The organism is Gammaproteobacteria bacterium, from assembly GCA_019748175.1.
Taxonomy (GTDB): Bacteria; Pseudomonadota; Gammaproteobacteria; order JAIEPX01; family JAIEPX01; genus JAIEPX01.
In genome coordinates, this window is the sequence record JAIEPX010000014.1 from 78,006 (window position 1) to 100,829 (window position 22,824).

Consider the following 22,824-nt stretch of genomic DNA (forward strand, 5'->3'; position numbering starts at 1 on the left):
TTCCCTTTAAGAATTACGCTTGTTCCGGAACACTATAGGTACGTCAAGAATGAGTCAAGATAAGCTATAACATTTTTTTTAGTGGTCATCGTAAGTTTAACTCTGTAGTTAACATCGGCCGAATTTTTTTTAGGAAAGATAATGTGGCTAACATGAAAAATGCCTGACAGACTTAGGAGAATCGAGTATGATTACCGATTTTCGAATCTTGTGGGACCAATTATGACAGTTAAAGGGCTAACGGCCGTTGTGGGCTTGGGTAAGACCGGGGTGTCTTGTGTGCGTTATTGCGTTGAACGAGGGATACCGGTGGCTGTGACTGACAGTCGCACAAATCCGCCGGGAATGGCCGAAATTCGGGCGTGTTACCCCAATGTGGTTGTGAAGCACGGTGCCTTCGATGCTGCTTTGTTGGAAAATGCGCAACAGATCATTATTAGTCCGGGCGTGAGTTTGAAAGAACCATTAATTGCTGCTCAAGTTGCAAAAGGTAAGCCGGTGATTGGTGATATTGAGTTGTTTGTGCGAGAGGTTAAGGCCCCGATCGTTGCTATCACAGGTTCTAATGGTAAAAGCACCGTGACCACGATGGTGGGTGAGATGGCTAGGGCTGCAGGTATTCGTGTAAGAGTAGGTGGAAATTTAGGGACCCCTGTTTTGGATTTGCTCGGTCGAACTGAAGCCGCTTTATACGTTTTAGAGCTTTCGAGTTTTCAATTAGAAACGACTCCTTCTTTGGCTGCATTTGCTGCAGTGAATTTAAATGTGACACCCGATCATATGGATCGTTATGACAGTTTCCGAGAATATCAAAAAGCAAAATTGCGCATTTATCAAAATTGTAAACATCCAGTGATTAATGTCGATGATCCTTCGAGTTTTACTGCACAAATTCCCATGGAAAAGTGTTTGCGTTTTAGTGTCACTGAAAAAGCGAATTCACTTACAGCAGATTTTTATGTGGCAAAGCGGTCGGATGAATTGTATTTGATGTATAAAGATGGCCCTATTGTTGCAACGAAAACACTACCGTCGTTAATTGGGCGACACCAATTAGCGAATGCGTTGGCTGCTTTAGCGCTTGGAAAAGCGTGCGATTTTCCGATGAACGATATGGTCAGTACATTACAACAATTTAAAAATCTTCCGCACCGTTGCCAATTTGTTGCAGAAATTAATCAAGTTCGTTGGTTTAACGATTCCAAGGGTACCAATGTAGGGGCTACCCAAGCGACTCTTTCCGGGATTGGTCAAGATTGTGCAGGAAAGATTGTTTTGATCGCTGGCGGTCAAGGTAAAAATGCTGACTTTAAATCACTGCGCGATTCTGTTGGGAAATATGTGAGTCAACTTGTTTTGTTGGGTCAAGATAAAACACAGTTGCATGATGCCTTGCAAGATGTTGTGCCCGTAACAATGGTTTCAGATTTATCAGAGGCCGTAACAACAGCACAATCGCTTGCAGAGCCCGGTGATATTGTTTTGCTTTCTCCTGCGTGTGCGAGCCAAGATATGTTCAAAGATTTTGAAGATCGAGGTGAAAAATTTATGACATTCGTCAAGGAATTGGCATGAAGCGTTATCGCCGATCAGGATTTTGGCAGGAATTTACATTGGATTCGTGGATCTTATGCTCTGCATTATTATTGGTCGGATTAGGTCTGTTGATGGTGACATCAGCATCGATGGCAGTGTCAGGAAGAGAGTTTGATGCGCCTTTTCATTTTCTATGGCGACAATTAATTCATTTTTGTTTAGGACTTATTCTCGCTTTTATTGTGATTAGAGTGAATTTAGATTGGTGGCAACGAACGAGTGTCATTTGGCTTATTGTAGGAATAGCATTGCTGGCTTTAGTGTTGGTGCCAGGAATTGGACGACATGTTAATGGCAGTATTCGTTGGATAAATTTGGGGCCGATTTCACTCCAAGTTTCTGAGCTCGCAAAATTTAGTGTGATTCTTTATCTTGCGAGTTATTTGGTAAGACGCTCTGAAGAAGTGCAAACTCGAGTGAGTGGTTTTATAAAGCCCATGTTGATTTTGGGGTTGGTCGCATTGCTATTATTACTTGAGCCCGATTTTGGCGCGATGGTAGTTATTATGGCAACGTCATTAGCGATGATGTTTTTGGCGGGTGTGCGTTTGTGGCAATATGCCTTATTGTTTTTAGTGGTAGCTTCAGGTTTAGCGGGATTGGCTTTTAGTTCACCTTATCGTTTAGCGAGATTAACAGGATTTTTACATCCGTGGGCCAATCAATTTGATTCTGGATATCAATTAACGCAATCATTAATTGCTTTCGGGCGCGGCGGAATTTTTGGTGTAGGACTGGGTGATAGCATTCAAAAACTTTTTTATTTGCCTGAAGCGCACACCGATTTTGTTTTTGCTGTACTTGCGGAAGAATTGGGATTGTTGGGTGGTATTGCCGTCGTAATTTTATTCGGTGTTTTAGTGGGACGAGCAATGTGGCTAGGACGAAAAGCCTATCAATTAGAAGATTTTTTTTCGGCATATTTAGCCTACGGGCTCGGATTATGGATTGCTTTTCAGGCAATGGTGAATATCGGAGTCAATGCAGGATTGTTGCCCACAAAAGGATTAACATTGCCTCTGATGAGTTACGGGGGAAGTAGTGTGTTAATTAATTGTGTGGTTGTTGCAGTGCTTCTTAGGATCAGCAGTGATATTGCTCCATTATTGCAGTCGTCATCACGGCGGAAAATTTCAACGCGAAGTAATAGAGGTTTAGTGACATGACAGAAAGTGGAGCGATCACATTAGATCAGACTCAGCCCATTCATTTTGTTGGCATCGGTGGCGCCGGTATGAGTGGAATTGCTGAAGTATTATTAACGAAAGGCCATTTAATTAGTGGTTCTGATTCGAATGAAAGCGAAGCGACATCTCGCTTAAGAAATTTAGGGGCGCAAGTACACATTGGGCATCATGCGGAGCATGTGAATGATGCTGCTGTTGTCGTGTTATCCAGTGCTGTAAAATCCGATAATCCAGAAGTAATAAGAGCTCAAGAACGCAATATTCCAATTTTACCTCGTGCAAAAATGCTTGCACTATTGATGCAATCATATCAGAGCATTGTTGTTGCCGGTACGCACGGAAAAACAACGACGACGAGTTTAATCGCGAGTGTTTTAGCAGAAGCAAAATTAGATCCGACTTTTGTAATTGGTGGATTATTAAAGAGCGCAGGATGTAATGCACAATTAGGTTACAGTTCTTATTTTGTTGCAGAAGCTGATGAGAGTGATGCGTCATTTTTATTTCTGCAACCTGAAGTGGCAATCGTAACGAATATTGATGCTGACCATCTATCAACCTACGGCGGTGATTTTAATCGATTAAAAGCAGCGTTTTTAGAGTTTCTCGAAAAAGTACCTGAGGGTGGTGCAAAAGTGCTTTGTGGTGATGATCCCGTTATTTTAGAATTGATGCCTAAGCTATCCGGAAAAATAATGACCTATGGCTTTGGTAGTGAGAATGCAATTCGCGCTGAAAATTACCAACAACATAATTTAATGGCAACTTTTACGCTTGTTGATTCTATTTTAGATAAAAAATTCGAAGTTAATCTTGCCATACCAGGGCGTCATAATGTACTCAATGCATTGGCAACTTATTCAGTTGCTCAGCACTATGGTATTGATCCACAAAAAACATTCGCTGCTTTGGAGAAATTTCAAGGAGTAGGACGACGTTTTCAATTGTACGGTGATATCAAGATTCCAGAAGGATCTTTTTCATTGGTTGATGATTATGGTCATCATCCTCGAGAATTACAGGTGACTATCGATGCGGTGCGAAATGTTTGGCCGAATCGTCGTTTAGTCATGGTTTTTCAGCCTCATCGATATTCTCGTACGGCTGAATTAATGGATGAATTTGTCAATGTATTGAAAAAAGTTGATCTAATCATTCTATTGGAAATTTATTCTGCGGGTGAGGCTCCAATTCCTGGAATTACAAGTGAAGTGTTAGCTTCGCACTTTAGCAAACAATCTAATGTGCCACTTGTTTTAGTACAAAAAGCAGAAAATGTGATGGCGGAAATAAATCGTCTCGTGCAAAATGACGATGTTGTATTAATCCAAGGCGCGGGTAGCGTGGGTAAAATTGCTCCACAAATTGCAGCGCATTCTGGACAGTGAATAAAGGGAAAATCGATGTTAAAAACAGATGATCAAGTAAAAACAAACTGGGTGCTTGCCAGCAAAGAAAAAGATCCGAGTGCATTGGGTCGAGTCGCTGTATTAATGGGAGGGAATTCTTCCGAGCGAGAAATATCTTTGGTGACTGGACGTAATATTTTGGCTGCGCTTCAGCGATGTGGCGTTGATGCGTACGCAATAGACGTGGATGCAAATATCAGCGAAAACTTGCGAAAAGATCGACCCGATCGCGTATTTATCGCGCTTCATGGGCCCGGTGGAGAAGACGGTAAAATTCAAGGATTATTGCAGGAAATGAATATTCCGTTTACGGGAAGTGATGTATCTTCTTCTGCATTAACGATGAATAAAATTTTTACCAAATGTGTTTGGGAATATCACGGAATTCCTACGCCACCGATGATTATTGTCGATCATGATCCAGATTATCTTGAGAGTGCTAAAAAAATTGGTTTACCTTTATGTGTAAAACCCTCCAATGAAGGTTCGACGATGGGTGTTACTCGTGTGAATGATTGGTCTGAAATCGATGCTGCAATCAATATTGCAAATCAGTACGAAATTAATACAATGATTGAACCATGGATCGAAGGTCGTGAATTGACGGTTGGAATTATCGGAAATTATGCGTTACCCATTATCGAAATTCGTCCAAAAGATGGGTTCTATGATTATAATTCCAAATACATTAAGGGTTCTACAGATTATCTTTGCCCTGCACCACTTTCAGATGCTTTGAGCAGTGCAATTCGAGCGGTTTGTTTGCGGGCTTTTCAACTGACAGGTTGTAAAGGTTGGGGAAGAATCGATTTAATGTTAGATAATCAAGATCGATTTTGGTTGCTGGAATTAAATACAATTCCCGGTATGACAGAAACCAGTTTAGTGCCTAAAGCAGCAAAAGCAGAAGGTGTTGATTTCGATCAACTCGTGTATGAAATTTTATGGTTGAGTGTTGATCAATGAATCGAGAGAGACGCAAGGTGAGAATTTTTCGAACTTTGTTAGTTCTCCTGAGTGTTTTGGGCGTTATTTGGGGTGGGTATTGGAGTTATAATTGGTTTATAAGCCCAATGAATATGCCTTTAGAACATGTTGTTTTGCAAGCGCCGTTTCAACATGTGACAAAAAAAACACTTGATGACGATATTACTCCTTACGTGAAAAAAAATTTTATGACGATGGATGCTGAACGATTGCAGCATAAATTACGCGAGCTCCCGTGGGTAAAAAAAATTCAATTACGACGTGTGTGGCCAAATACTTTAGTTGTGACTGTTACTGAGCAACAAGCTTTAGGTAAATGGGAAAATTTAGGCGGTGTGAATGTGGATGGTGAGATTTTTAAAGCGCAAGCCGACTCGATTCCTGCAGATTTACCTGTTTTTGTTGGACCGCCTGATATGTCTAAATCGATGGTGTCGCATTATCATCAGTTTCAAGCAGTCTTGGCAAAAGAAAAGCTTAAAATAGTTTCGGTGAAAGTGAATCCTCGTCATGCCTGGGAGATTCAGTTGGAAGGCGGAACGGTAATAAAGCTTGGTCAAAGTCAGCATCAGGAGCGATTGGCCTTGGTCGTTAAGGCCTGGCCTACGTTGACAAAAGAAGGCACTAAAACGTTGCGCAGCGTCGATGCTCGGTATACAAACGGTATTGCTACCAATTAACAGTTTAAAATGACCTAACCTATAGCTAGCGTCTATTTCACGTGTTACACTAATTAGAGTTTTTTTATCTGCTATTCAGCGGAATTGTTGTACTATTATGCTCAAGTAGGGGGGTGTTGATTCCCTGGTCTTGGTGAGCAGTTTGAAATCAGGAGAGTTTTGCGATTATGTCTAAAAAAATGAGCAAAAATTTTATTGTCGGCCTTGATATTGGAACAAACAAAGTAGTGGCTTTGGTTGGTGAATTATCCGCCGATGGTCAAATCGAAATTATTGGTCACGGGTTGCAGCCCTCTCATGGCTTAAAAAAAGGGGTTGTGGTCAATATTGAATCTACCATGCAATCCATTCAGCGTGCCATAGAAGAAGCAGAATTAATGGCGGGCATTGATATTCAATCTGTCTATACGGGTATCGCTGGCAGCCATATTCGAAGTTTAAATTCACACGGTATTGTTGCGATTCGCGATAATGAAGTTTCCCAGGCGGATATTGATAGAGTGATTGATGCGGCTCGTGCCGTGGCAATTCCTGCTGATCAGAAAATTCTGCATATTTTGCCGCAAGAATTCATTATTGATAGCCAAGAAGGCATTCGGGAACCTGTTGGCATGTCTGGTGTACGTTTAGAAGCTAAAGTTCATATTGTGACTGGCGCTGTTTCTGCGGCTCAAAATATTGTGAAATGTGTTCAGCAGTGTGGATTAAGCGTTAACGATATTATTTTGGAGCAGTTGGCTTCTAGCTATTCAGTGCTGACAGAAGATGAAAAAGAATTAGGTGTTTGTTTAGTGGATATCGGTGGGGGCACGACGGATATTGCTGTGTTTACAGATGGTGCAATTCGACATACAGCGGTAATTCCAATTGCGGGTGATCAAGTCACTAATGATATCGCTGTGGCTTTACGTACTCCTACAAAGTATGCTGAAGAAATTAAACGAAAACATGCGCAAGCATTAAAACACCTTGCTGATGCCCATACGATGATTGATGTGCCAAGTGTAGCGGGTCGTCCGCCAAGACAACTTTCAGAAAAATCGCTGGCTGATGTAGTGAGCGCGCGTTACGAAGAATTATTTAATTTAGTAGCGGCAGAATTGCGTCGTAGTGGATTTGATGATTTAGTGGCTGCAGGAATTGTATTAACCGGAGGCGCGTCGATGGTGAATGGCGTGCTGGAATTGGCGGAATCAACTTTTAAAATGCCGGTGCGATTAGGATTGCCTCAACATGTGCGTGGATTAACAGACGCATTATTGGCTCCTACATATGCAACAGCAGTTGGTTTATTATTATACGGATTACAACAACAAGATGATGGTGCGCGACATGAATTTCAAATCACAGATGGTATGACAGGATTATGGTCGCGTATGACAGGTTGGTTTAAAGGTCATTTTTAACAATCGATTTCAGGAGTAAATTAAATGTTTGAGCTAACAGAAAGTGTACCACACAATGCAATAATAAAAGTAATTGGAGTTGGCGGCGGTGGCGGAAATGCCATTGAGCATATGATGAGCGTTAATATTGAAGGCGTAGAATTTGTGTGCGCCAATACTGACGCGCAAGCATTACGTAAATCGAATGCACGCACACTTTTACAATTAGGTGAAGAAATTACTAAAGGATTAGGTGCTGGCGCAGATCCGGAAATCGGACGAAAAGCCGCTGAAGAAAATCGTGATCGAATTCGTGACGTGTTGGATGGTTCTGACATGGTCTTTATTACTGCGGGAATGGGAGGTGGAACGGGTACGGGTGCTGCGCCTGTTTTTGCTGAAATTGCGAAACAATTAGGCATTTTAACAGTTGCCGTTGTTACAAAACCCTTTGCATTCGAAGGCCGTAAGCGAATGGAAGTTGCTGAGCAAGGTACAAAAGCACTTGCTGCGAATGTGGATTCATTAATTACAATTCCGAATAATAAATTATTAAGTGTGCTAGGCAAAAATATTACCTTACTCAATGCATTTAAAGCAGCCAATAATGTTTTGTTGGGTGCAGTGCAAGGTATTGCAGAACTCATTACACGTCCCGGATTAATTAACGTGGATTTTGCAGACGTGCGTACAGTGATGTCTGAAATGGGTATGGCCATGATGGGAACAGGTGTCAGTACAGGTGAAAATCGAGCATCTGAAGCTGCCGAAGCGGCTATTTCAAGCCCGCTCTTGGAAGATATCGATCTCAATGGTGCACGTGGTGTGCTCGTGAATATTACAGCAGGCGTCGATATGTCTATCGGTGAATTTGAAGAAGTGGGCGATGTGATTAAATCGTTCACATCTGAAAACGCGACTGTGGTTGTGGGAACTGTTATTGATCCAGAAATGACCGATGAATTACGCGTCACAGTGGTCGCAACAGGACTTGGAAGTGGCAGTACTGACAGAGAGCGTCAATTCAGACACAGAGAAACAACGAAGAGTGATGGTACGCCTGATTATCATCAATTAGCGAAGCCTACTATCATGCGTAATCAGCCGACTGAAAAAGCGACAGCTGAGATGGATTCAAAAGATATTGATTATCTGGACATTCCTGCATTCTTGCGTCGGCAAGACGAAGATAAATAAAAAAATTAATCTTTATTTATTGGTCCGATATTGAGATGGGTAAGGGGAGGCATAGAGAGTAAGAACTTTTTTTTTAATAAAGGAGTAGAAAAATGGGTTCAGGAAACTTCGATGTAGTCGCTTATAAAAAGCAGGCCGAAGAGGCGAAAGTCAAAGTAAATTCTGGCTTTACTGCTGACTCGATGTGTGATGAATTTAATCCAGCCGTTGTTACTACGAGGCACTCAAAGAAAGGGCCCTTTAATGAATATAGGGATGTGATTACAGTACTCATTGGCTTAGATGTAACCGGTTCAATGGATATCATACCTAAGTCACTGCTTCAAGGAAGTTTAGGCAGCTTAATGGTTGATTTAAAAAAGACGTTCGGCAGGCCAAATGAAAATCTGCAAATTTCCTTTGCAGGAATTGGTGATGCGGAATCTGATCGCGCGCCTTTGCAGGTGACTCACTTTGAATCCGATAATCGATTCGCACAACAACTAGAAAAAATCTGGTTGGAAGGGGGTGGTGGTGCTAATGGAGCCGAAAGCTACAATTTGTTATGGTGGTACGCAGCAAATAAGACCCATTTGAATTATGTTCAGCAGGATGGCCGTAAAGGAATTTTAATCACGATAGGTGATGATAATGTGCATCCTGGATTAACTGCTGCTGGTATCCAAATGTGGTTAGATCCTAAATATGATGGTGGTGATATTTCGAATCAGGTGCTTTTACACGCTGTTCGAGAGCAATATGATGTCTATCATATTGTCATTACTGATGGTCAGGCTTATTGGTATGATCTTGTTAAAAAAGCAAACAAGACAGCAGAACAAAAATTAACAGAGGCTAAACAATGGACTGATCTGCTAGGTATGAATAATGTGATCTGCACAAAAAGTAATGGTGTTGCTGATGCGATTGCAGAAATTATCAAGCGGACTAGGCCGATCCAAAAAGTGGGATTGGAAAATTTAACTGAGGCAGAATGGAGTCGGCAAAATAAAGAGAACCTCACTGATCAACAATGGGCAGAAGTCTTGAGTTATACTCTATGTCCTTTAACTCGCCAATATATGGATCGTCCTGTGGATTGGGGTGGTCATAAAAGAGCCTACGAGAAGCAAGCTGTCGAAAATTACGTTCGTGACAATCAACGGGATCCTGTGACACAGAGAGCGACAACTTTGCCGGAATTAAAGCTTAAGCCAAACCTCAATATAGCCCAGCTCTGCTTAAACTATAAACCTTTCTTTGACGCACTGCCGGCAGACAGAAGAGAGCGGTTAGTTGAGATGGCGTTTCCAGCTCCTGTCCGGGTTGAGCGCAAAAAATCTATAGACGGGGGTCCCGCGGCGTTTTTTGCTAAGGGAGAGTCTGAACATGCGATGCGATCTCTCGATAAGATGCATAAAGACCTTGAGTGCCCCATATCTCATGAAATAATGGAAGATCCCGTAATCCTAGTAGAAACAGGAAAATCGTTTGAGAGAAGAGAAATTGAGAAATGGTTGGCAAGCAATAATAGGTGTCCTATTTCAAATGAAGAATTAACGAGCAAGAAGATTGTGCCTAATTTCGCTCTAAGGAGCCTTTGTGAGGAGGCTCGCGCTGGAGCAAAATTAAAGTAAATATGGAAGCCGAAGTTGTTATTGGCGCAAATTATGGTGACGAAGGCAAAGGCCTAATTACTGATTATCTTGCAGCCTTAGGCAATGCAAATACACTAGTTGTTCGTTTTAATGGTGGTGCTCAAGCAGGCCATACGGTGCAGAGACCGGGTGGCTTGCGTCATGTATTCAGTCATTTTGCTAGTGGTACGTTTGCTGGCGCAGAAACTTATCTGAGTGATTTTTACATTGTAAATCCCGTGCTCTTCACGCAAGAATTAGCAAAGCTGCAGTCTCGAAATTTTTTTCCAAAAGTGATCTGTCATCCAGAGGCAGTTGTTACGACCCCCTATGATATGTTCATTAACCAAACATTTGAAAATTCCCTAGGAAAAAATCGACATGGTAGTTGCGGCGTTGGTATTGGTGAAACAATAGAACGAAATTTACATTCAAAGTTTCAATTAGCTGTAAAAGATTTATTTAATCAAGAGAAGTTAAAGGCAAAGTTACTAGCAATCCGAGATGAATGGCTAGAATTACGATTGGGTCAATTGATGCAGAGAAAACTAACTCGCGATGAAAGCTCTTTAATTTGTTCGAATGAGATATTTGAATATTTTCTGCATGATATCAATAGTTTTCTAGCTAATTGTGACGTCGCCGATTATCATTATTTTGGAAAGTCTGAGCGGTTAATTTTTGAAGGTGCTCAGGGACTTTTATTAGATCAAGGCCATATGAGTTTCCCTCACGTCACTCGCTCCAATACCGGGTTACAAAACGTATCCACTATTGCCAATCATGCTAAAATACATCATCTGAATGTCCATTATGTTACGCGATGCTATTTGACTCGACATGGAATAGGGCCTTTACCTAATGAGCGTCCTTTTTGTCCTTGCCCTCAGTTTAAAGACGAGACTAATATTCCACACAAATTTCAAGGTTCTTTACGTTTTGCACCTCTTGAAGTCGCTAAGTTAAATTCGGAAATTTCTGCAGATCTTAATAAGCTCTCGAATAATATCACTAAAAAAGTAACGCTCGCTGTGACCTGCCTCGATCAATTTGAAGAAAAAATAACTGTTGCAAAGGAGGTGGACGGTCTAGTTGAGTTAAACAAAGAAGAGTTTATCAGACATGTTTTTGAAAATACGCACTTTGATAACTATATCTTAAGTTATGGACCAACACGAGAAGACTGTAAAAATGGTAAAATTTAAAACTAATATTGAAGTTATACCGGCAATTGATGAAGAAATCGAATTATATTATGAAACGGCTTCTAGAAAAATAAACTCCCTGTTAGAAAAATATGACATCCGTAATGCCAGGGGTGAGCTTGAGGAAGTGTCCGCCGTTAAATTGAGAAATCTATTATCTTCCACAGATTTTCTTCAAGCCACGCCATTAAAATCCATTTTCTTTGATAAAAAACAACAATTTGTTCCTGAGGAGGTCGTTTATGAATTTCGAAAAATTATTTCTAATCCTCCAATCAGCATCAAAGTTATTATATATGATACATTTTTGACGCTGTTAGAGAATAAAGGTTGGGTTGAGTCGCTTGGCGTATATTTTGAAAAACACTATAGCGTTCCTCATGGCGCCGTCATTATATTAGATGATCTTAAGGACTTTAGTTTAGGTTTTGGGATTTATAGAGCAACATTTCAACTGAGAACACCTAACAGAGAAAGGGTGAGTATTTTTTTTAAGAGATCCTACAATTTACGTTCGCACAATGAACTGCTGTATAGTCAGCTTCAACAAGAATTATTACCAACCGCAAGCTATGCAAAGATGCCCTGCTTAATAGTCAATAAAGAAAACAATGAGGAGGTCATAATTTCTCCATTAAATGCTGGTATTGCGTCAGAAACGGTTTTGTCATTATTTGTTCAAGCTTATCGTAAAGCTCAACATGATGATCAAAAATGTAGCCTTAAAAAATCGATAGAAATTATAATAGAGGCTTTTATTAGTCACGCGGTACTGGGTGATCTTCTCCTGAGAAACGACAGGCACTTGATGAATTCACTGATTGATTTTGTTGTTGATGGAAAGCTTCAAAGAATCTCTCTTGAGGATTTAAAGGATTCTGAAAAAATTTTGACTTATGCTGATATCATTGTAAAAAAGAAATGTGAAGCTATTTCTTTGATTGATATTGATTTGAAGTGGTTGCTTGGTGAAAAGAACTCAGGTTGGATTCTTGCAGACATAGATTTTGGGTTGTCAGAAATCAATCTATTAAGTTTATTGGACGAATTTAATGATTATAATGCAGAGTCAAATACATTCTTTGAGGCACGAAAAAAATATATTGATCGTTACACTAACCAGTATTGCAGGCAGCAAGAGGCCATTTTAGAGAATAAAAAAATGTTGTTTTCCTCTGTCGAACAAATTTATCCAGCGAGTGTTTCTGGTATAAAATTGAAACTTCTTTCTCAACGAATAGAGTTTTTTGAAAAAGATAAGGGATATTTCGTGGAGTTGATTAGGAGATATTTGCTCGATTTTCGTATTCGATTAGCCTATAAGGAAACTTTGTATGCGTTAGGTGCAATTGCCGGTGAAACTAACGAGATGCATCTTTTAAATGCTCTAAAGGATGCTGGCCTTTTGAGATACCTTCCGTCGAGAATGTCATACGTTTCGAAAGACTTGAGTGTATTTCTGAAATTACAATGCTTTCGAGGAGTCTTATCAAACAAGGATGCAGTGCTAAGTTCCGAAACAGATACAACTACGTGGGAGATAGTAGCGTCAGCCATTGAAATGGTTGCAGAAAAATTTAATACTAATCTTTTCAGATGCCTAAGAGATAAGATTCAATTTATCGAAAAAGATACTGCAGCTTTACTTGAGAGCTGCCGTGATATATGTGAGAAATCAAAGTTCATGGATAACAGTAGAAGCGATAGCCAATTGTGGAATCCACTGGCCTATTAGTAATATCGATTAAAAATAGTTGTTTCGGTAGATCAATGTGCTACAATGCCCCCTTTTGTTGGGCCGATTCAGGGCCCCAGAATTAACCTTATATGGAATTCTCGATGATAAAACAACGGACAATTCGCGAAATACACGCTATGGGCGTCGGGTTGCACACAGGTAAAAAAGTATCTTTAACTTTACAACCAGCTCCAGTTGATACTGGCATTGTTATTCGTCGTGATGATATAAAACCTGCTGTTGAAATTAAAGCACACACAAAAAATATTGGTGATACTCGATTAAATACCTGTCTTGTCAAAAATGATGTGCGTATTTCTACCGTTGAGCATTTGCTTTCAGCCTTTGCAGGTCTTGGTATTGATAATGCTTATGTAACTTTAAATGCACCTGAAGTTCCAATTATGGATGGCAGTGCTGGGCCGTTTGTTTTTTTAGCTCAAGCAGCAGGAATTGTTGTTCAGGATGCACCTAAGCGTTTTATTCGAATTAAAAAAGCCATTGAAGTCAAACATGAAGATAAGTGGGCTCGCCTTGAGCCGCACAGTGGTGCAGTGTACGGGATGACCATCGATTTCCCACACCCTGTTATTCGTGCAGGAAATCAATCATTTGAATTTAATCACACGGGAAATGCTTATATTAAAGAGATAAGCCGGGCAAGAACGTTTGGATTTTTATCAGAATATGAATATCTTCGTCGCAATAATTTAGCTTTAGGTGGCAGTCTCGATAATGCGATTGTGCTCGATGAATATCGTATTTTAAACGAAGATGGTTTGCGTTTTAGTGATGAATTTGTTCGACATAAAATTCTCGATGCGATCGGTGATTTGTATCAATTAGGCCATAGTATGATTGGTCGATTTGTAGGTTATAAGTCCGGGCACGCGATAAATAATGAGTTGATGGGGACATTATTAGCAGATAAAAGTGCTTGGGAAATTGTGACGTTTGAAAATGCTAAACAAATTCCATCGGGATTTGCAGAGGGTTTACCTGTCGTTTAGTTTTTTACTTTTTCCTAGTTTTTCCCAAATGGCCCGTAGTTTATCATTGCTCATTGTTGCTGCAGATGCAGTGATACCCTCAGCTGCTGCTGATGATATGCGTCGAATCTCAGGGCGTTTTTCTTTTTCTGGTTCAGCGTGTGGACGGACGATACAGCGGATCGTTTTAACAGGCTGGTTGGTTAGAGCTTCATTCAATCCCGCGATAATGGCCTCGCCGCTGAATCTAATTTGAGTGGAAAAGCTGCCATTAGGCGCGATGATCGTTAAAATGCCTTTCTCTAACTTAACGCAGGTCACCTGGCCACGTAATGGAGGGGGGAGAATGGCTTGTAAGGTCTCATTTAAACGGGTCACGCTATGCAAATGCATCATCAGCTGAGCTAATTTTGGGTACCCTAAGAGTTGATTTACGTCCTTCATGCCTCTATATTACAAGGTGCTGTAGACAGTTTCAATGTAATCAGCGGTTCCCTCTGAACAATTCGCGATGGGGAGCTCCTGCAATGTTATTATGAGTAGTACACATTATGAAGTTATTAAGTAGAATTTTTGGAACCCGAAACGAACGATTAATTCGTCGTATGGCGAAAGTTGTTACGAAGATTAATGCCCTTGAACCTTCGATCAAAGCCCTGTCCGATGAAGCGCTGAAGGCAAAAACAGCGGAATTTCGCCAACGAGTGAGTGCCGGCGCTTCTTTAAACGATATTTTACCAGAAGCTTTTGCGGTGGTTCGCGAAGCCAGCGTAAGAACACTTGGTTTGCGACATTTTGATGTGCAATTAATAGGTGGTATGGTCCTTCATGATGGTAAAATCTCTGAAATGCGCACGGGTGAAGGAAAAACACTGACCGGGACGTTGGCTGTATACTTAAATGCCTTAACAGGACGCGGCGTTCATATAGTGACCGTCAATGACTATTTAGCTAAGCGCGATGCTGAGTGGATGAAACCTATCTACGATTTTCTCGGTCTGACTGTCGGTGTGAATCTCACGAATATGCAATTTGAACAGAAAAAAGAAGCCTATTTAGCTGATATTACTTATGGCACAAATAATGAATTTGGTTTTGATTATTTGCGTGACAATATGTCTTTTAATTTAGAAGGGCGAGTGCAGCGCGATCTTCATTACGCTATTGTGGATGAAGTTGATTGTATTTTAATTGATGAAGCGAGAACACCGTTAATTATTTCCGGTCCTGCTGATGAAAGTTCAGAGCTGTATACAAAAATTAATTCTCTCATTCCCAAGCTTAATAAGCAAAAAGAAGAAAACGGCCCTGGTGATTACAAAGTGGATGAAAAAACAAAACAAGTTTATCTCACTGAGGAAGGTCATTCTCACGTCGAAAAATTATTATTGCAGGCTGAGTTGATTGGTCAAGGTGAAAATCTTTATGACATTCACAATATTATCTACATGCATCATATTAATGCCGCTTTGCGAGCTCATGCTATTTATGTGCGTGACGTAGATTATGTTGTTAAAAATGGTGAAGTGGTGATCGTTGATGAGCATACCGGTCGAATGATGGATGGTCGACGTTGGTCGGAAGGTTTGCACCAAGCTGTTGAAGCAAAAGAAGGTGTGCAAATTCGCAGTGAAAATCAAACATTAGCATCAATCACATTCCAAAATTATTTTAGATTATTCCAAAAATTGGCGGGTATGACGGGTACGGCGGATACAGAAGCCTATGAATTTGCGCAAATATATGGCTTAGAAGTTGTTGTGGTTCCAACAAATCAACCCGTTGTTCGAATGGATCGCTCTGATGTGGTATTTTTAACTCAACAAGCCAAATATAAAGCCATCGTGAAAGATATTCTTGCTCGACACGAAAAAGGCCAGCCTGTTTTAGTAGGAACAACCTCTATCGATACCTCAGAATATTTGTCCAAAATTTTGCAAGACCAAAAAATACCTCATCAAGTGTTAAATGCGAAATATCACGAAAAAGAAGCTAAAATTATCGCGCAAGCGGGCCAGCCTGGTACCGTTACCATTGCAACTAATATGGCGGGTCGTGGTACAGATATTGTTCTGGGTGGTGATTTATCTACAGAAATTGCTCAGCTCGAAAATCCTACACCTGAACAAATTGAAGCGTTACGTTTAGATTGGCAAAAACGTCATGATCAAGTGGTTGCCGCGGGTGGATTGCATGTGTTGGGCACTGAGCGCAATGAATCTCGACGAATCGATAATCAATTGCGCGGTCGTTCAGGTCGACAAGGTGATCCGGGTTCATCGCAATATTATTTATCACTCGAAGACAGTTTAATGCGTATTTTTGCAAGTGATCGATTAGCAAGCATGATGGAACGTCTTGGCATGGAAGAAGATACCCCTATTGAAAATGCTTTAGTTTCACGATCCATTGCTAATGCACAACGAAAAGTTGAAGGTCATAATTTTGATATTCGAAAACAATTGTTGAAATTTGATGACGTTGCAAATGATCAACGTAAAGTTATTTACTCGCAACGATTTGATTTAATGTCTGCTGATAATATTCATGATGCAATACAAAGTATTCGCGAAGATGCTATCTTGAATTTAATTGAACAATTTGTTCCGCCCGAAAGCATGGAAGACATGTGGGACATTAGTGGATTGGAACATGTTTTAGCTCAAGATTTCGCTGTGAAATTACCTATTAAAACTTGGTTGGAAACTGAAGAAGATCTTCATGAGGAATCATTAAAACAGCGTATTCAAGAAGCAGTTAAGCAACATTTAGAAGAACGTGAACAGCGTTTTACATCCGAGGTGATGTATCAAATTGAAAAAACAGTGATGCTGCGTACCCTGGACGCGCATTGGAAAGAACATTTAGCAGCGATGGATCATTTGAGGCAGGGCATTCATTTGCGCGGTTATGCCCAAAAAGATCCTGCGCAAGAATATAAACGAGAAGCCTTTACCATGTTCACGGAGCTTCTTGATAATGTTAAAAGAAATGTTATCAGTGTTTTATGTACCATCGAATTACGTGTTGAAGAACCTGCGCCATTAATGGAAGCGCCTCAGTCATTGCAAAATTTGCAATATCAACATGCGGCCGCGCCTGCGCTTACAGAAGGGGGGGATGGTGAAGAGGAAATGTCTGGGTTAATGACAGAAACGTTTATTCGTAATGCACCTAAAGTGGGGCGGAATGATCCGTGTCCTTGTGGATCGGGAAAAAAATACAAACAATGTCATGGAGTTTTGTAAAGATATAAAATGAGCAGCTCTGACAATTGATCAGCATCTCCCGGTTAAGGATTTTGGGTGTTTAGATCACTTTGCTTCAAGTTAGACTCCTGTTTCAGAATCAATCTTTAATGTTTTAATTTCTTTAGGACAAACTCTTCGAAGGTGAGAACGGCAGAATTGTTTGGGTTTTGTTTTAATAAAGAAATATGTGAATCGCTTAAAGTAGGTAGCTTCGTACCATCAATTGCGTTCAGCTCGGCGGGAATCATGGTTTTAGGTAATACAGAAATTCCTAGACCTGCCTTTACTGCTGCATTAGTGCCTGCATAACTAGGACTACTAAAAACTTGCCTCCATTTTAGCCCTGCTTTTTCGAGTGCTCCTATGGCGCTAGCCCGATAGACGCATGGTGCTGGAGAAAGAACGAGCGGAATTGGCTCCTCCTTTTGAAGCATTGTATTAACAAGATTTTTGTCTCCTATCCACTCTAGTTTTTCAGACCAGACTTCCACGCCATTGGGAAAATCTTCGGGTCTGCTCATTTTCAATAACACTAAGTCGAATTCTTTTTGTTTAAATCTTTCATACAAATTTAAAGTAAGATCGCAATCGACGATCAGCATAATCCGAGGATGAATTTGTGCAAAATGAACGAGGATTTCTGAAAGAAAAACGGATGCAAAACTTTCAGGTAATCCAAAACGCACTTCGCCCGTCAATTCAGGTTCTTTGAACCGGTCAATTAACTCTGAATGTAAAGCAAATATTCTTCTGGCGTACCCTAGAAAAATTTCACCTTCATTAGTTAGGTGAACTGTTTTGCCTCGTTCGATCAGGGCAGTCCCTAGACAATTTTCGAGTTTGGCGATTTGTTGGCTCACAGCAGATTGGGTTCGTCCAACTCGTTGAGCAGCCTGTGTGAAACTGCCTGTATCCGCAATGGCAAGAAAGCATTTGAGAGTGACTGTATCGATGTTCATAAGAACCCCTAATAAGATAGATAAGAATTATCAATTTTCCTTATATTAACAAATCTAATATATTTAGTAAAGCAGAGTAGCGTTTCTTATAAAACTTAAACGAGGAGAGTCATTATGTTAATTGAACTGCTATCGAAAGTATTCAATTTCGATGCGTTGGCAGTGATTATGATCGGTCTAGTTGCCCTTATAGGCTGTTTAGTATGGCTATTCGCCAGCCGTTACATGCAGGGTGACGAGCATTACGGACGTTTTTTGCTCAGATTGATGGCTTTATGTGTTAGTGTTCTGCTGTTATTAGCGTCTGACAATCTCGTAGCCTTCTTTTTGGCTTGGTGTGCAAGTAATGCCCTATTAGTATTGCTGATGGTACATAAGTACGAATGGTCGGCTGCCAAAGCGTCTGGAGTACTTGCAGGCAAAACCTTTCTTGTAGGGGCCATTAGTCTTGCAGCCGCTTTTCAGATATTGTTTTTGATTACCGGATCAATGTCCATTCAAACAATCATCCAAATTGAATTGCATCCTACCCAGCAGTTAGCCTTGAGTTTTGCGTTGGGTCTGATGTTATTAGCGGCCATGACACAGTCTGCAATTTGGCCTTTTCATCGTTGGCTATTAAGTTCATTGAATTCTCCAACGCCCGTTTCAGCAATTATGCATGCTGGGTTAATTAATGGCGGTGGATTTTTACTGGCACGATTTGGGCAATTGTTTCTCATGGAAAAAAACCTCCTATTAGTAGTTTTTACAATAGGATTATTGAGTGCATTATTAGGTACTGCCTGGAAATTAATTCAAAGTGATGTTAAGCGAATGTTGGCTTGTTCAACAATGGCGCAGATGGGGTTCATGTTAATGCAGTGTGGTTTGGGATTATTTCCCGCAGCAGTTGCTCATTTATGCTGGCATGGATTATTTAAGGCAACATTATTTCTCGGTGCTGGTGGTGCGGCCCAAGATAAAAAAGAATTATTCAAGCAAAGCCCTGGTTTAAGTATGTTCATTTTGAGTCTTTTCTGTGGTTTTGTCGGAAGTTATTTTTTCGCTTACGCAACTGGAGAAGAGTGGTTTGCTCTGGATACTACATTGATATTAGTTTGTATAGCTTTTTTAACAGCAGCCCAATTCTCCTTAACCTTTTTAAAGTCTGTAGGAAATAAATATGCTGCAATTGCTTTGTTGTTGAGCTCCCTCGTCGGAATGTCATATGGGCTGAGTGTTTCATTAATCACCAACTTGTTGGTTCCACTGAATTTATCAGAGCCACAGCCTCTCAATTTAATTCATGGTTTTGGATTAATGATAATGATCCTGGCATGGAGTGCTATGCAATTCAGAAATGAATTAGGCAATTTGATGTGGGTAAAACAAAAATCAAAAGTGCTTTATGTAAGAGCTCTGAATGCAAGTCAGCCTGCCCCTAACACAATCACGGCCCATCGTAACCACTATCATTATTAAGGAGCTAACATGAAAACGCTAAATCGAGATTTCAAAGAAAATTCTATGCAAGCACATTGGGACGTTAAGGGAAGTTCTTTTGAGTACCTGAAGAAAAATATAAAGGATGTATGGGATATTATTCCTCCAGTTTGGCCTTTAGAAAATATAATCGCATGTAATCCTTTGCAAGGCTTAGAATCTTTTTCTTTCGAGGAAGCTTGTGTTATAGGCTCTAACTATTTTCAAAAGTCAGATTTGCCAGAAACATTGCTTTCTGTCAATCGTGAAACAATAAAATGGTGCCAAGCTTTTTTTGATCAAGGGCAAGCGACATTTTCAATGCCAGGACGAGCAAAAGGTCTTTATAAAGCTTGGCTTGAACTGGCCTTGTATGATGAAAATTTGCATCAAAACGTTCCGTATAAAATTCAGATTCTGAAGGGTTTATCGGAGAACCCAAGAGATGCTATTTTTTATGTTTTGATGGTATTAAATATACCCGAGTCTTTATCTAAAGAATTTTTGACTATATTGCTAACATCACTTCCGGGCTGGTCTGGATATGTAAAATACCAAGTAGAGTGGGCGACTAATAATTTGAATGCCCAATACCCACTGAGTGAAGATGATTTTTTAGCGATAAGGCTTGTTACATTTGTTTTATTATGTCCGAATGTCAAAGACTTTATAAATCATATTAAGATTAATTCGTCTGACATAGCTTCAATAAACGAAAGAACGAGACTCATGAAGTCGCGCGAAGAAAAATATTTGTCTTCTTTGCTTCCATTATTAAGATCTCAAATGAGCTCTGATGAATTAAGGTCGATTAAGAAGTCGGCTGAAGTTCAGTTAGTGTTTTGTATTGATGTTCGATCCGAACCTTTTAGACGTGCTATAGAAAAGGAAGGAAATTACGAAACACTTGGGTTCGCTGGGTTTTTTGGGTTACCTATTAGAATTCGTAAAATTTCCTCTGATGAATTTGACTCATGCCCAGTCTTACTGGACTCACAACACATCATTCAAGAGGAATTATCTTGTTCTGATAAACAATGTCATAAGTTCCATCGAGGCGAAAATATTATTAAAAATATCAAGCGAATTTATTATGGATTGAAATATTCTTTTTCGACACATTTTGGGCTTGTAGAGACCATCGGGCTGTGGTCCGGCGTGTGGATGATGATAAAAACATTGTCCCCGAAAATGGCTTCGATATTAAAAAATAGTCTGATACGTTTGCTCAAGCCTCAGGTTGCGATTGATCCCATTATTGAAAAAACTGCTGTTCTTAGTAGTGAAAATCCCGGTATCGAGTTTAGCGAACAATGTCAGTATGCGGCGAACTCCCTGGCTATGATGGGCTTAACTCAATATTTTGCTCCTATTGTTGCTTTTTGTGGTCATGGCAGTACAACTCAAAATAATGCTTTCGCAACTGCTTTAGATTGCGGGGCTTGCGGTGGTCATCATGGTGGATTTAATGCGAAGATTTTGGCAAAAATTCTGAATGATAGTCGGGTGAGGGAATGGTTATCGCAAAATACGGAGATTAAAATTCCTGTGGAAACAGTTTTTATAGCGGCACAACATGATACAACAACTGATGCAATGGAATTATATCTCCAAAATAATGTTGAGGAAAAAATCCGTAATAAACTAGCTAAATTGAAACAAGATTTAGACATGGCAAGAATTAAAAATAATGTTATTCGAGCGCAAGAATTAGGATATTTTTGCAAGAGCAAAAATGCTCTTGATCATTGTACACTCCGCAGTCAGGACTGGGCTCAGACAAGGCCGGAATGGGGGCTATCTAGAAACGCTTGTTTTATTGTGGGTCCTCGTAACCTGACAAAAAATATTATTCTAGAAGGTCGATCTTTTCTTCACTCCTATGATTGGCGTCAGGATCCAGAAGGGAAATTTCTAGAAATTATTTTGACAGCCCCCATGGTAGTTGCCCAATGGATCAACGCTCAATATCTTTTTTCAACTATGGATAACATAGCTTATGGTAGTGGAAGTAAAATTACTCAAAATATCACCGGTAAAATAGGAGTAATGCAGGGTAACGCCAGCGATTTAATGCATGGATTACCACTTCAATCTGTGTATAAAGATGATCAAACACAGTACCATGAACCTATGAGATTGCTCACCGTCGTCTATGCGCCTAAAGACAGGGTCAGTCAAATCATCAAAAGGCAGCCTTGTTTGCAAAAATTATTTGGTAATGGTTGGGTAAATTTAGCGATACTAGATCCAAATGATCAATCTATTGGTATTTTGCAGAGAGACTTTTCTTGGAAGGATTTCCAATAATGTTTACACCCTATCAAAATGTGCGAATTGGTTTAGTAACAAAACATGACAAAAATGTTGCGATTGCTCCAGTCTTTCAAAACATTTTGGGTGCGCAAGTTGTTGTTTTCGATTTTGATACGGATACGTTAGGAACGTTCTCCGGAGAAGTTCCAAGAAGGGAGGGCCCTTTGGAGTGTGTTCGGCGTAAATGTGAATTAGGGATTAATGAGGGTTTTTTCAGTTATTCTTTGGCGAGTGAGGGTACTTTTGGGCCTCATCCAGATAATCCTTTTATTCCTTGTGATCATGAAATTCTTTACTTTATTGATAATAGTCGAAACTTTCATCTTCGGTCTATGATTTTTTCTGTCGAAACAAATTTCGATATGAAAACAGTGACTCATTTCGAAGAGCTGTTAGATTTTTCAAAAAAAGTGAAATTTCCCAGTCATGCTTTGATAGTCAGGCCGAATATTTGGGAAAATAAAAATGATATCTTTAAGGGCATACAAACAGTAGAGAAATTAGAATATTCATATCAACAAGCTGTTAGAATTTCAAAGGATCATTCTGTTAGGGTTGAAACAGACATGCGTGCTCATATGAATCCAACACGTATGGGGGTCATACGAAAGGTCGCAGAAAAACTAGCTCAACAGTTAATGACAGCTTGTCCTCGTTGCGCAGCTCCAGGTTGGGGGATTAAACGTGTTGAAAAAGGCCTGAGATGCTCTTGCTGTAAATTTGAAACGGATTGGATAAAAGCTGAAATTATGGGATGTGTGCAATGTTCTTATGAAGTTGAGCAGCCAAGAGGGGATGGGTTAGAATGTGTGGATCCGACCTATTGTAACCTGTGCAATCCGTAA

Annotated in this window: 17 protein-coding genes; 15 read left to right on the plus strand and 2 right to left on the minus strand. The window is 40.1% G+C overall.

Annotation, left to right across the window (positions count from 1 at the left end; genetic code table 11):
• The first annotated feature begins 222 nt into the window (after positions 1-222).
• From murD to lpxC, 11 genes are all read left to right on the plus strand, one after another.
• Positions 223-1,575, plus strand: coding sequence for a UDP-N-acetylmuramoyl-L-alanine--D-glutamate ligase (murD, locus tag K2X50_07520; GenBank protein ID MBX9587094.1), 1,353 nt, complete (start codon positions 223-225; stop codon positions 1,573-1,575).
• Positions 1,572-2,762, plus strand: a complete 1,191-nt coding sequence (ftsW, locus tag K2X50_07525; GenBank protein MBX9587095.1) for a putative lipid II flippase FtsW — start codon at positions 1,572-1,574, stop codon at positions 2,760-2,762. The genes murD and ftsW overlap by 4 nt, the downstream gene beginning before the upstream one ends.
• The gene (gene murC / locus K2X50_07530; GenBank protein MBX9587096.1) at positions 2,759-4,171 is read left to right on the plus strand and encodes a UDP-N-acetylmuramate--L-alanine ligase; all 1,413 of its coding nucleotides are present in this window, start codon (positions 2,759-2,761) and stop codon (positions 4,169-4,171) included. Before ftsW ends, murC begins: the two co-directional genes overlap by 4 nt.
• A gap of 15 nt (positions 4,172-4,186) precedes the next feature.
• Positions 4,187-5,158, plus strand: a complete 972-nt coding sequence (locus K2X50_07535) for a D-alanine--D-alanine ligase (GenBank protein MBX9587097.1) — start codon at positions 4,187-4,189, stop codon at positions 5,156-5,158.
• Positions 5,159-5,175: 17 nt separating this feature from the next.
• Positions 5,176-5,859 carry a cell division protein FtsQ/DivIB gene (locus K2X50_07540; protein MBX9587098.1) on the plus strand — a complete coding sequence of 228 codons (684 nt, stop codon included), beginning with the start codon at positions 5,176-5,178 and terminating at the stop codon, positions 5,857-5,859.
• A gap of 167 nt (positions 5,860-6,026) precedes the next feature.
• A complete protein-coding gene (ftsA, locus tag K2X50_07545; protein ID MBX9587099.1) occupies positions 6,027-7,265 on the plus strand; it encodes a cell division protein FtsA in 1,239 nt (412 codons plus the stop codon).
• 24 nt (positions 7,266-7,289) lie between these two features.
• Positions 7,290-8,441 carry a cell division protein FtsZ gene (ftsZ, locus tag K2X50_07550; GenBank protein ID MBX9587100.1) on the plus strand — a complete coding sequence of 384 codons (1,152 nt, stop codon included), beginning with the start codon at positions 7,290-7,292 and terminating at the stop codon, positions 8,439-8,441.
• 92 nt (positions 8,442-8,533) lie between these two features.
• Positions 8,534-10,057, plus strand: a complete 1,524-nt coding sequence (locus K2X50_07555) for a hypothetical protein (protein ID MBX9587101.1) — start codon at positions 8,534-8,536, stop codon at positions 10,055-10,057.
• A 2-nt stretch (positions 10,058-10,059) separates the two neighbouring features.
• Positions 10,060-11,262 (plus strand): adenylosuccinate synthetase, encoded by a 1,203-nt coding sequence (locus K2X50_07560; protein ID MBX9587102.1) that lies wholly within the window; start codon positions 10,060-10,062, stop codon positions 11,260-11,262.
• Positions 11,249-12,997, plus strand: coding sequence for a hypothetical protein (locus tag K2X50_07565; protein ID MBX9587103.1), 1,749 nt, complete (start codon positions 11,249-11,251; stop codon positions 12,995-12,997). Before K2X50_07560 ends, K2X50_07565 begins: the two co-directional genes overlap by 14 nt.
• Positions 12,998-13,101: 104 nt before the next feature.
• Positions 13,102-14,010 (plus strand): UDP-3-O-acyl-N-acetylglucosamine deacetylase, encoded by a 909-nt coding sequence (lpxC, locus tag K2X50_07570; GenBank protein MBX9587104.1) that lies wholly within the window; start codon positions 13,102-13,104, stop codon positions 14,008-14,010.
• Here lpxC and K2X50_07575 read toward each other — a convergent pair.
• Entirely contained in the window at positions 13,996-14,433 is a 438-nt protein-coding gene (locus K2X50_07575; protein ID MBX9587105.1) for a DUF721 domain-containing protein, read from the minus strand. The genes lpxC and K2X50_07575 overlap by 15 nt on opposite strands.
• Positions 14,434-14,540: 107 nt before the next feature.
• On the opposite strand from K2X50_07575, the gene secA reads away from it, so the two are divergent.
• Positions 14,541-17,237 (plus strand): preprotein translocase subunit SecA, encoded by a 2,697-nt coding sequence (gene secA, locus K2X50_07580; GenBank protein MBX9587106.1) that lies wholly within the window; start codon positions 14,541-14,543, stop codon positions 17,235-17,237.
• Between the two features lie 107 nt (positions 17,238-17,344).
• Here the strand turns inward: secA and K2X50_07585 are convergent, their stop codons facing one another.
• Positions 17,345-18,199 (minus strand): LysR family transcriptional regulator, encoded by an 855-nt coding sequence (locus K2X50_07585; GenBank protein MBX9587107.1) that lies wholly within the window; start codon positions 18,197-18,199, stop codon positions 17,345-17,347.
• Between the two features lie 114 nt (positions 18,200-18,313).
• Here K2X50_07585 and K2X50_07590 point away from each other — a divergent pair, with 114 nt between their 5' ends.
• The 3 genes from K2X50_07590 to K2X50_07600 are packed head-to-tail and all read left to right on the plus strand — an operon-like array spanning position 18,314 to position 22,824.
• Positions 18,314-19,663, plus strand: a complete 1,350-nt coding sequence (locus K2X50_07590) for a proton-conducting membrane transporter (protein ID MBX9587108.1) — start codon at positions 18,314-18,316, stop codon at positions 19,661-19,663.
• 9 nt (positions 19,664-19,672) lie between these two features.
• A complete protein-coding gene (locus K2X50_07595; GenBank protein MBX9587109.1) occupies positions 19,673-21,973 on the plus strand; it encodes a DUF2309 domain-containing protein in 2,301 nt (766 codons plus the stop codon).
• Entirely contained in the window at positions 21,973-22,824 is an 852-nt protein-coding gene (locus tag K2X50_07600; protein ID MBX9587110.1) for a hypothetical protein, read from the plus strand. The genes K2X50_07595 and K2X50_07600 overlap by 1 nt, the downstream gene beginning before the upstream one ends.

What these genes read in the sequence shown, in the direction of transcription:
- K2X50_07535 (MBX9587097.1), top strand. Translation starts at nt 4,187, where the DNA reads ATGTTAAAAACAGATGATCAAGTAAAAACAAACTGGGTGCTTGCCAGC.
- murC (MBX9587096.1), top strand. Translation starts at nt 2,759, where the DNA reads ATGACAGAAAGTGGAGCGATCACATTAGATCAGACTCAGCCCATTCAT.
- K2X50_07555 (MBX9587101.1), top strand. Translation starts at nt 8,534, where the DNA reads ATGGGTTCAGGAAACTTCGATGTAGTCGCTTATAAAAAGCAGGCCGAA.
- K2X50_07565 (MBX9587103.1), top strand. Translation starts at nt 11,249, where the DNA reads ATGGTAAAATTTAAAACTAATATTGAAGTTATACCGGCAATTGATGAA.
- secA (MBX9587106.1), top strand. Translation starts at nt 14,541, where the DNA reads ATGAAGTTATTAAGTAGAATTTTTGGAACCCGAAACGAACGATTAATT.
- murD (MBX9587094.1), top strand. Translation starts at nt 223, where the DNA reads ATGACAGTTAAAGGGCTAACGGCCGTTGTGGGCTTGGGTAAGACCGGG.
- ftsZ (MBX9587100.1), top strand. Translation starts at nt 7,290, where the DNA reads ATGTTTGAGCTAACAGAAAGTGTACCACACAATGCAATAATAAAAGTA.
- K2X50_07590 (MBX9587108.1), top strand. Translation starts at nt 18,314, where the DNA reads ATGTTAATTGAACTGCTATCGAAAGTATTCAATTTCGATGCGTTGGCA.
- ftsW (MBX9587095.1), top strand. Translation starts at nt 1,572, where the DNA reads ATGAAGCGTTATCGCCGATCAGGATTTTGGCAGGAATTTACATTGGAT.
- K2X50_07600 (MBX9587110.1), top strand. Translation starts at nt 21,973, where the DNA reads ATGTTTACACCCTATCAAAATGTGCGAATTGGTTTAGTAACAAAACAT.
- K2X50_07575 (MBX9587105.1), bottom strand. Translation starts at nt 14,433, where the DNA reads ATGAAGGACGTAAATCAACTCTTAGGGTACCCAAAATTAGCTCAGCTG.
- lpxC (MBX9587104.1), top strand. Translation starts at nt 13,102, where the DNA reads ATGATAAAACAACGGACAATTCGCGAAATACACGCTATGGGCGTCGGG.
- K2X50_07585 (MBX9587107.1), bottom strand. Translation starts at nt 18,199, where the DNA reads ATGAACATCGATACAGTCACTCTCAAATGCTTTCTTGCCATTGCGGAT.
- K2X50_07560 (MBX9587102.1), top strand. Translation starts at nt 10,060, where the DNA reads ATGGAAGCCGAAGTTGTTATTGGCGCAAATTATGGTGACGAAGGCAAA.
- ftsA (MBX9587099.1), top strand. Translation starts at nt 6,027, where the DNA reads ATGTCTAAAAAAATGAGCAAAAATTTTATTGTCGGCCTTGATATTGGA.
- K2X50_07595 (MBX9587109.1), top strand. Translation starts at nt 19,673, where the DNA reads ATGAAAACGCTAAATCGAGATTTCAAAGAAAATTCTATGCAAGCACAT.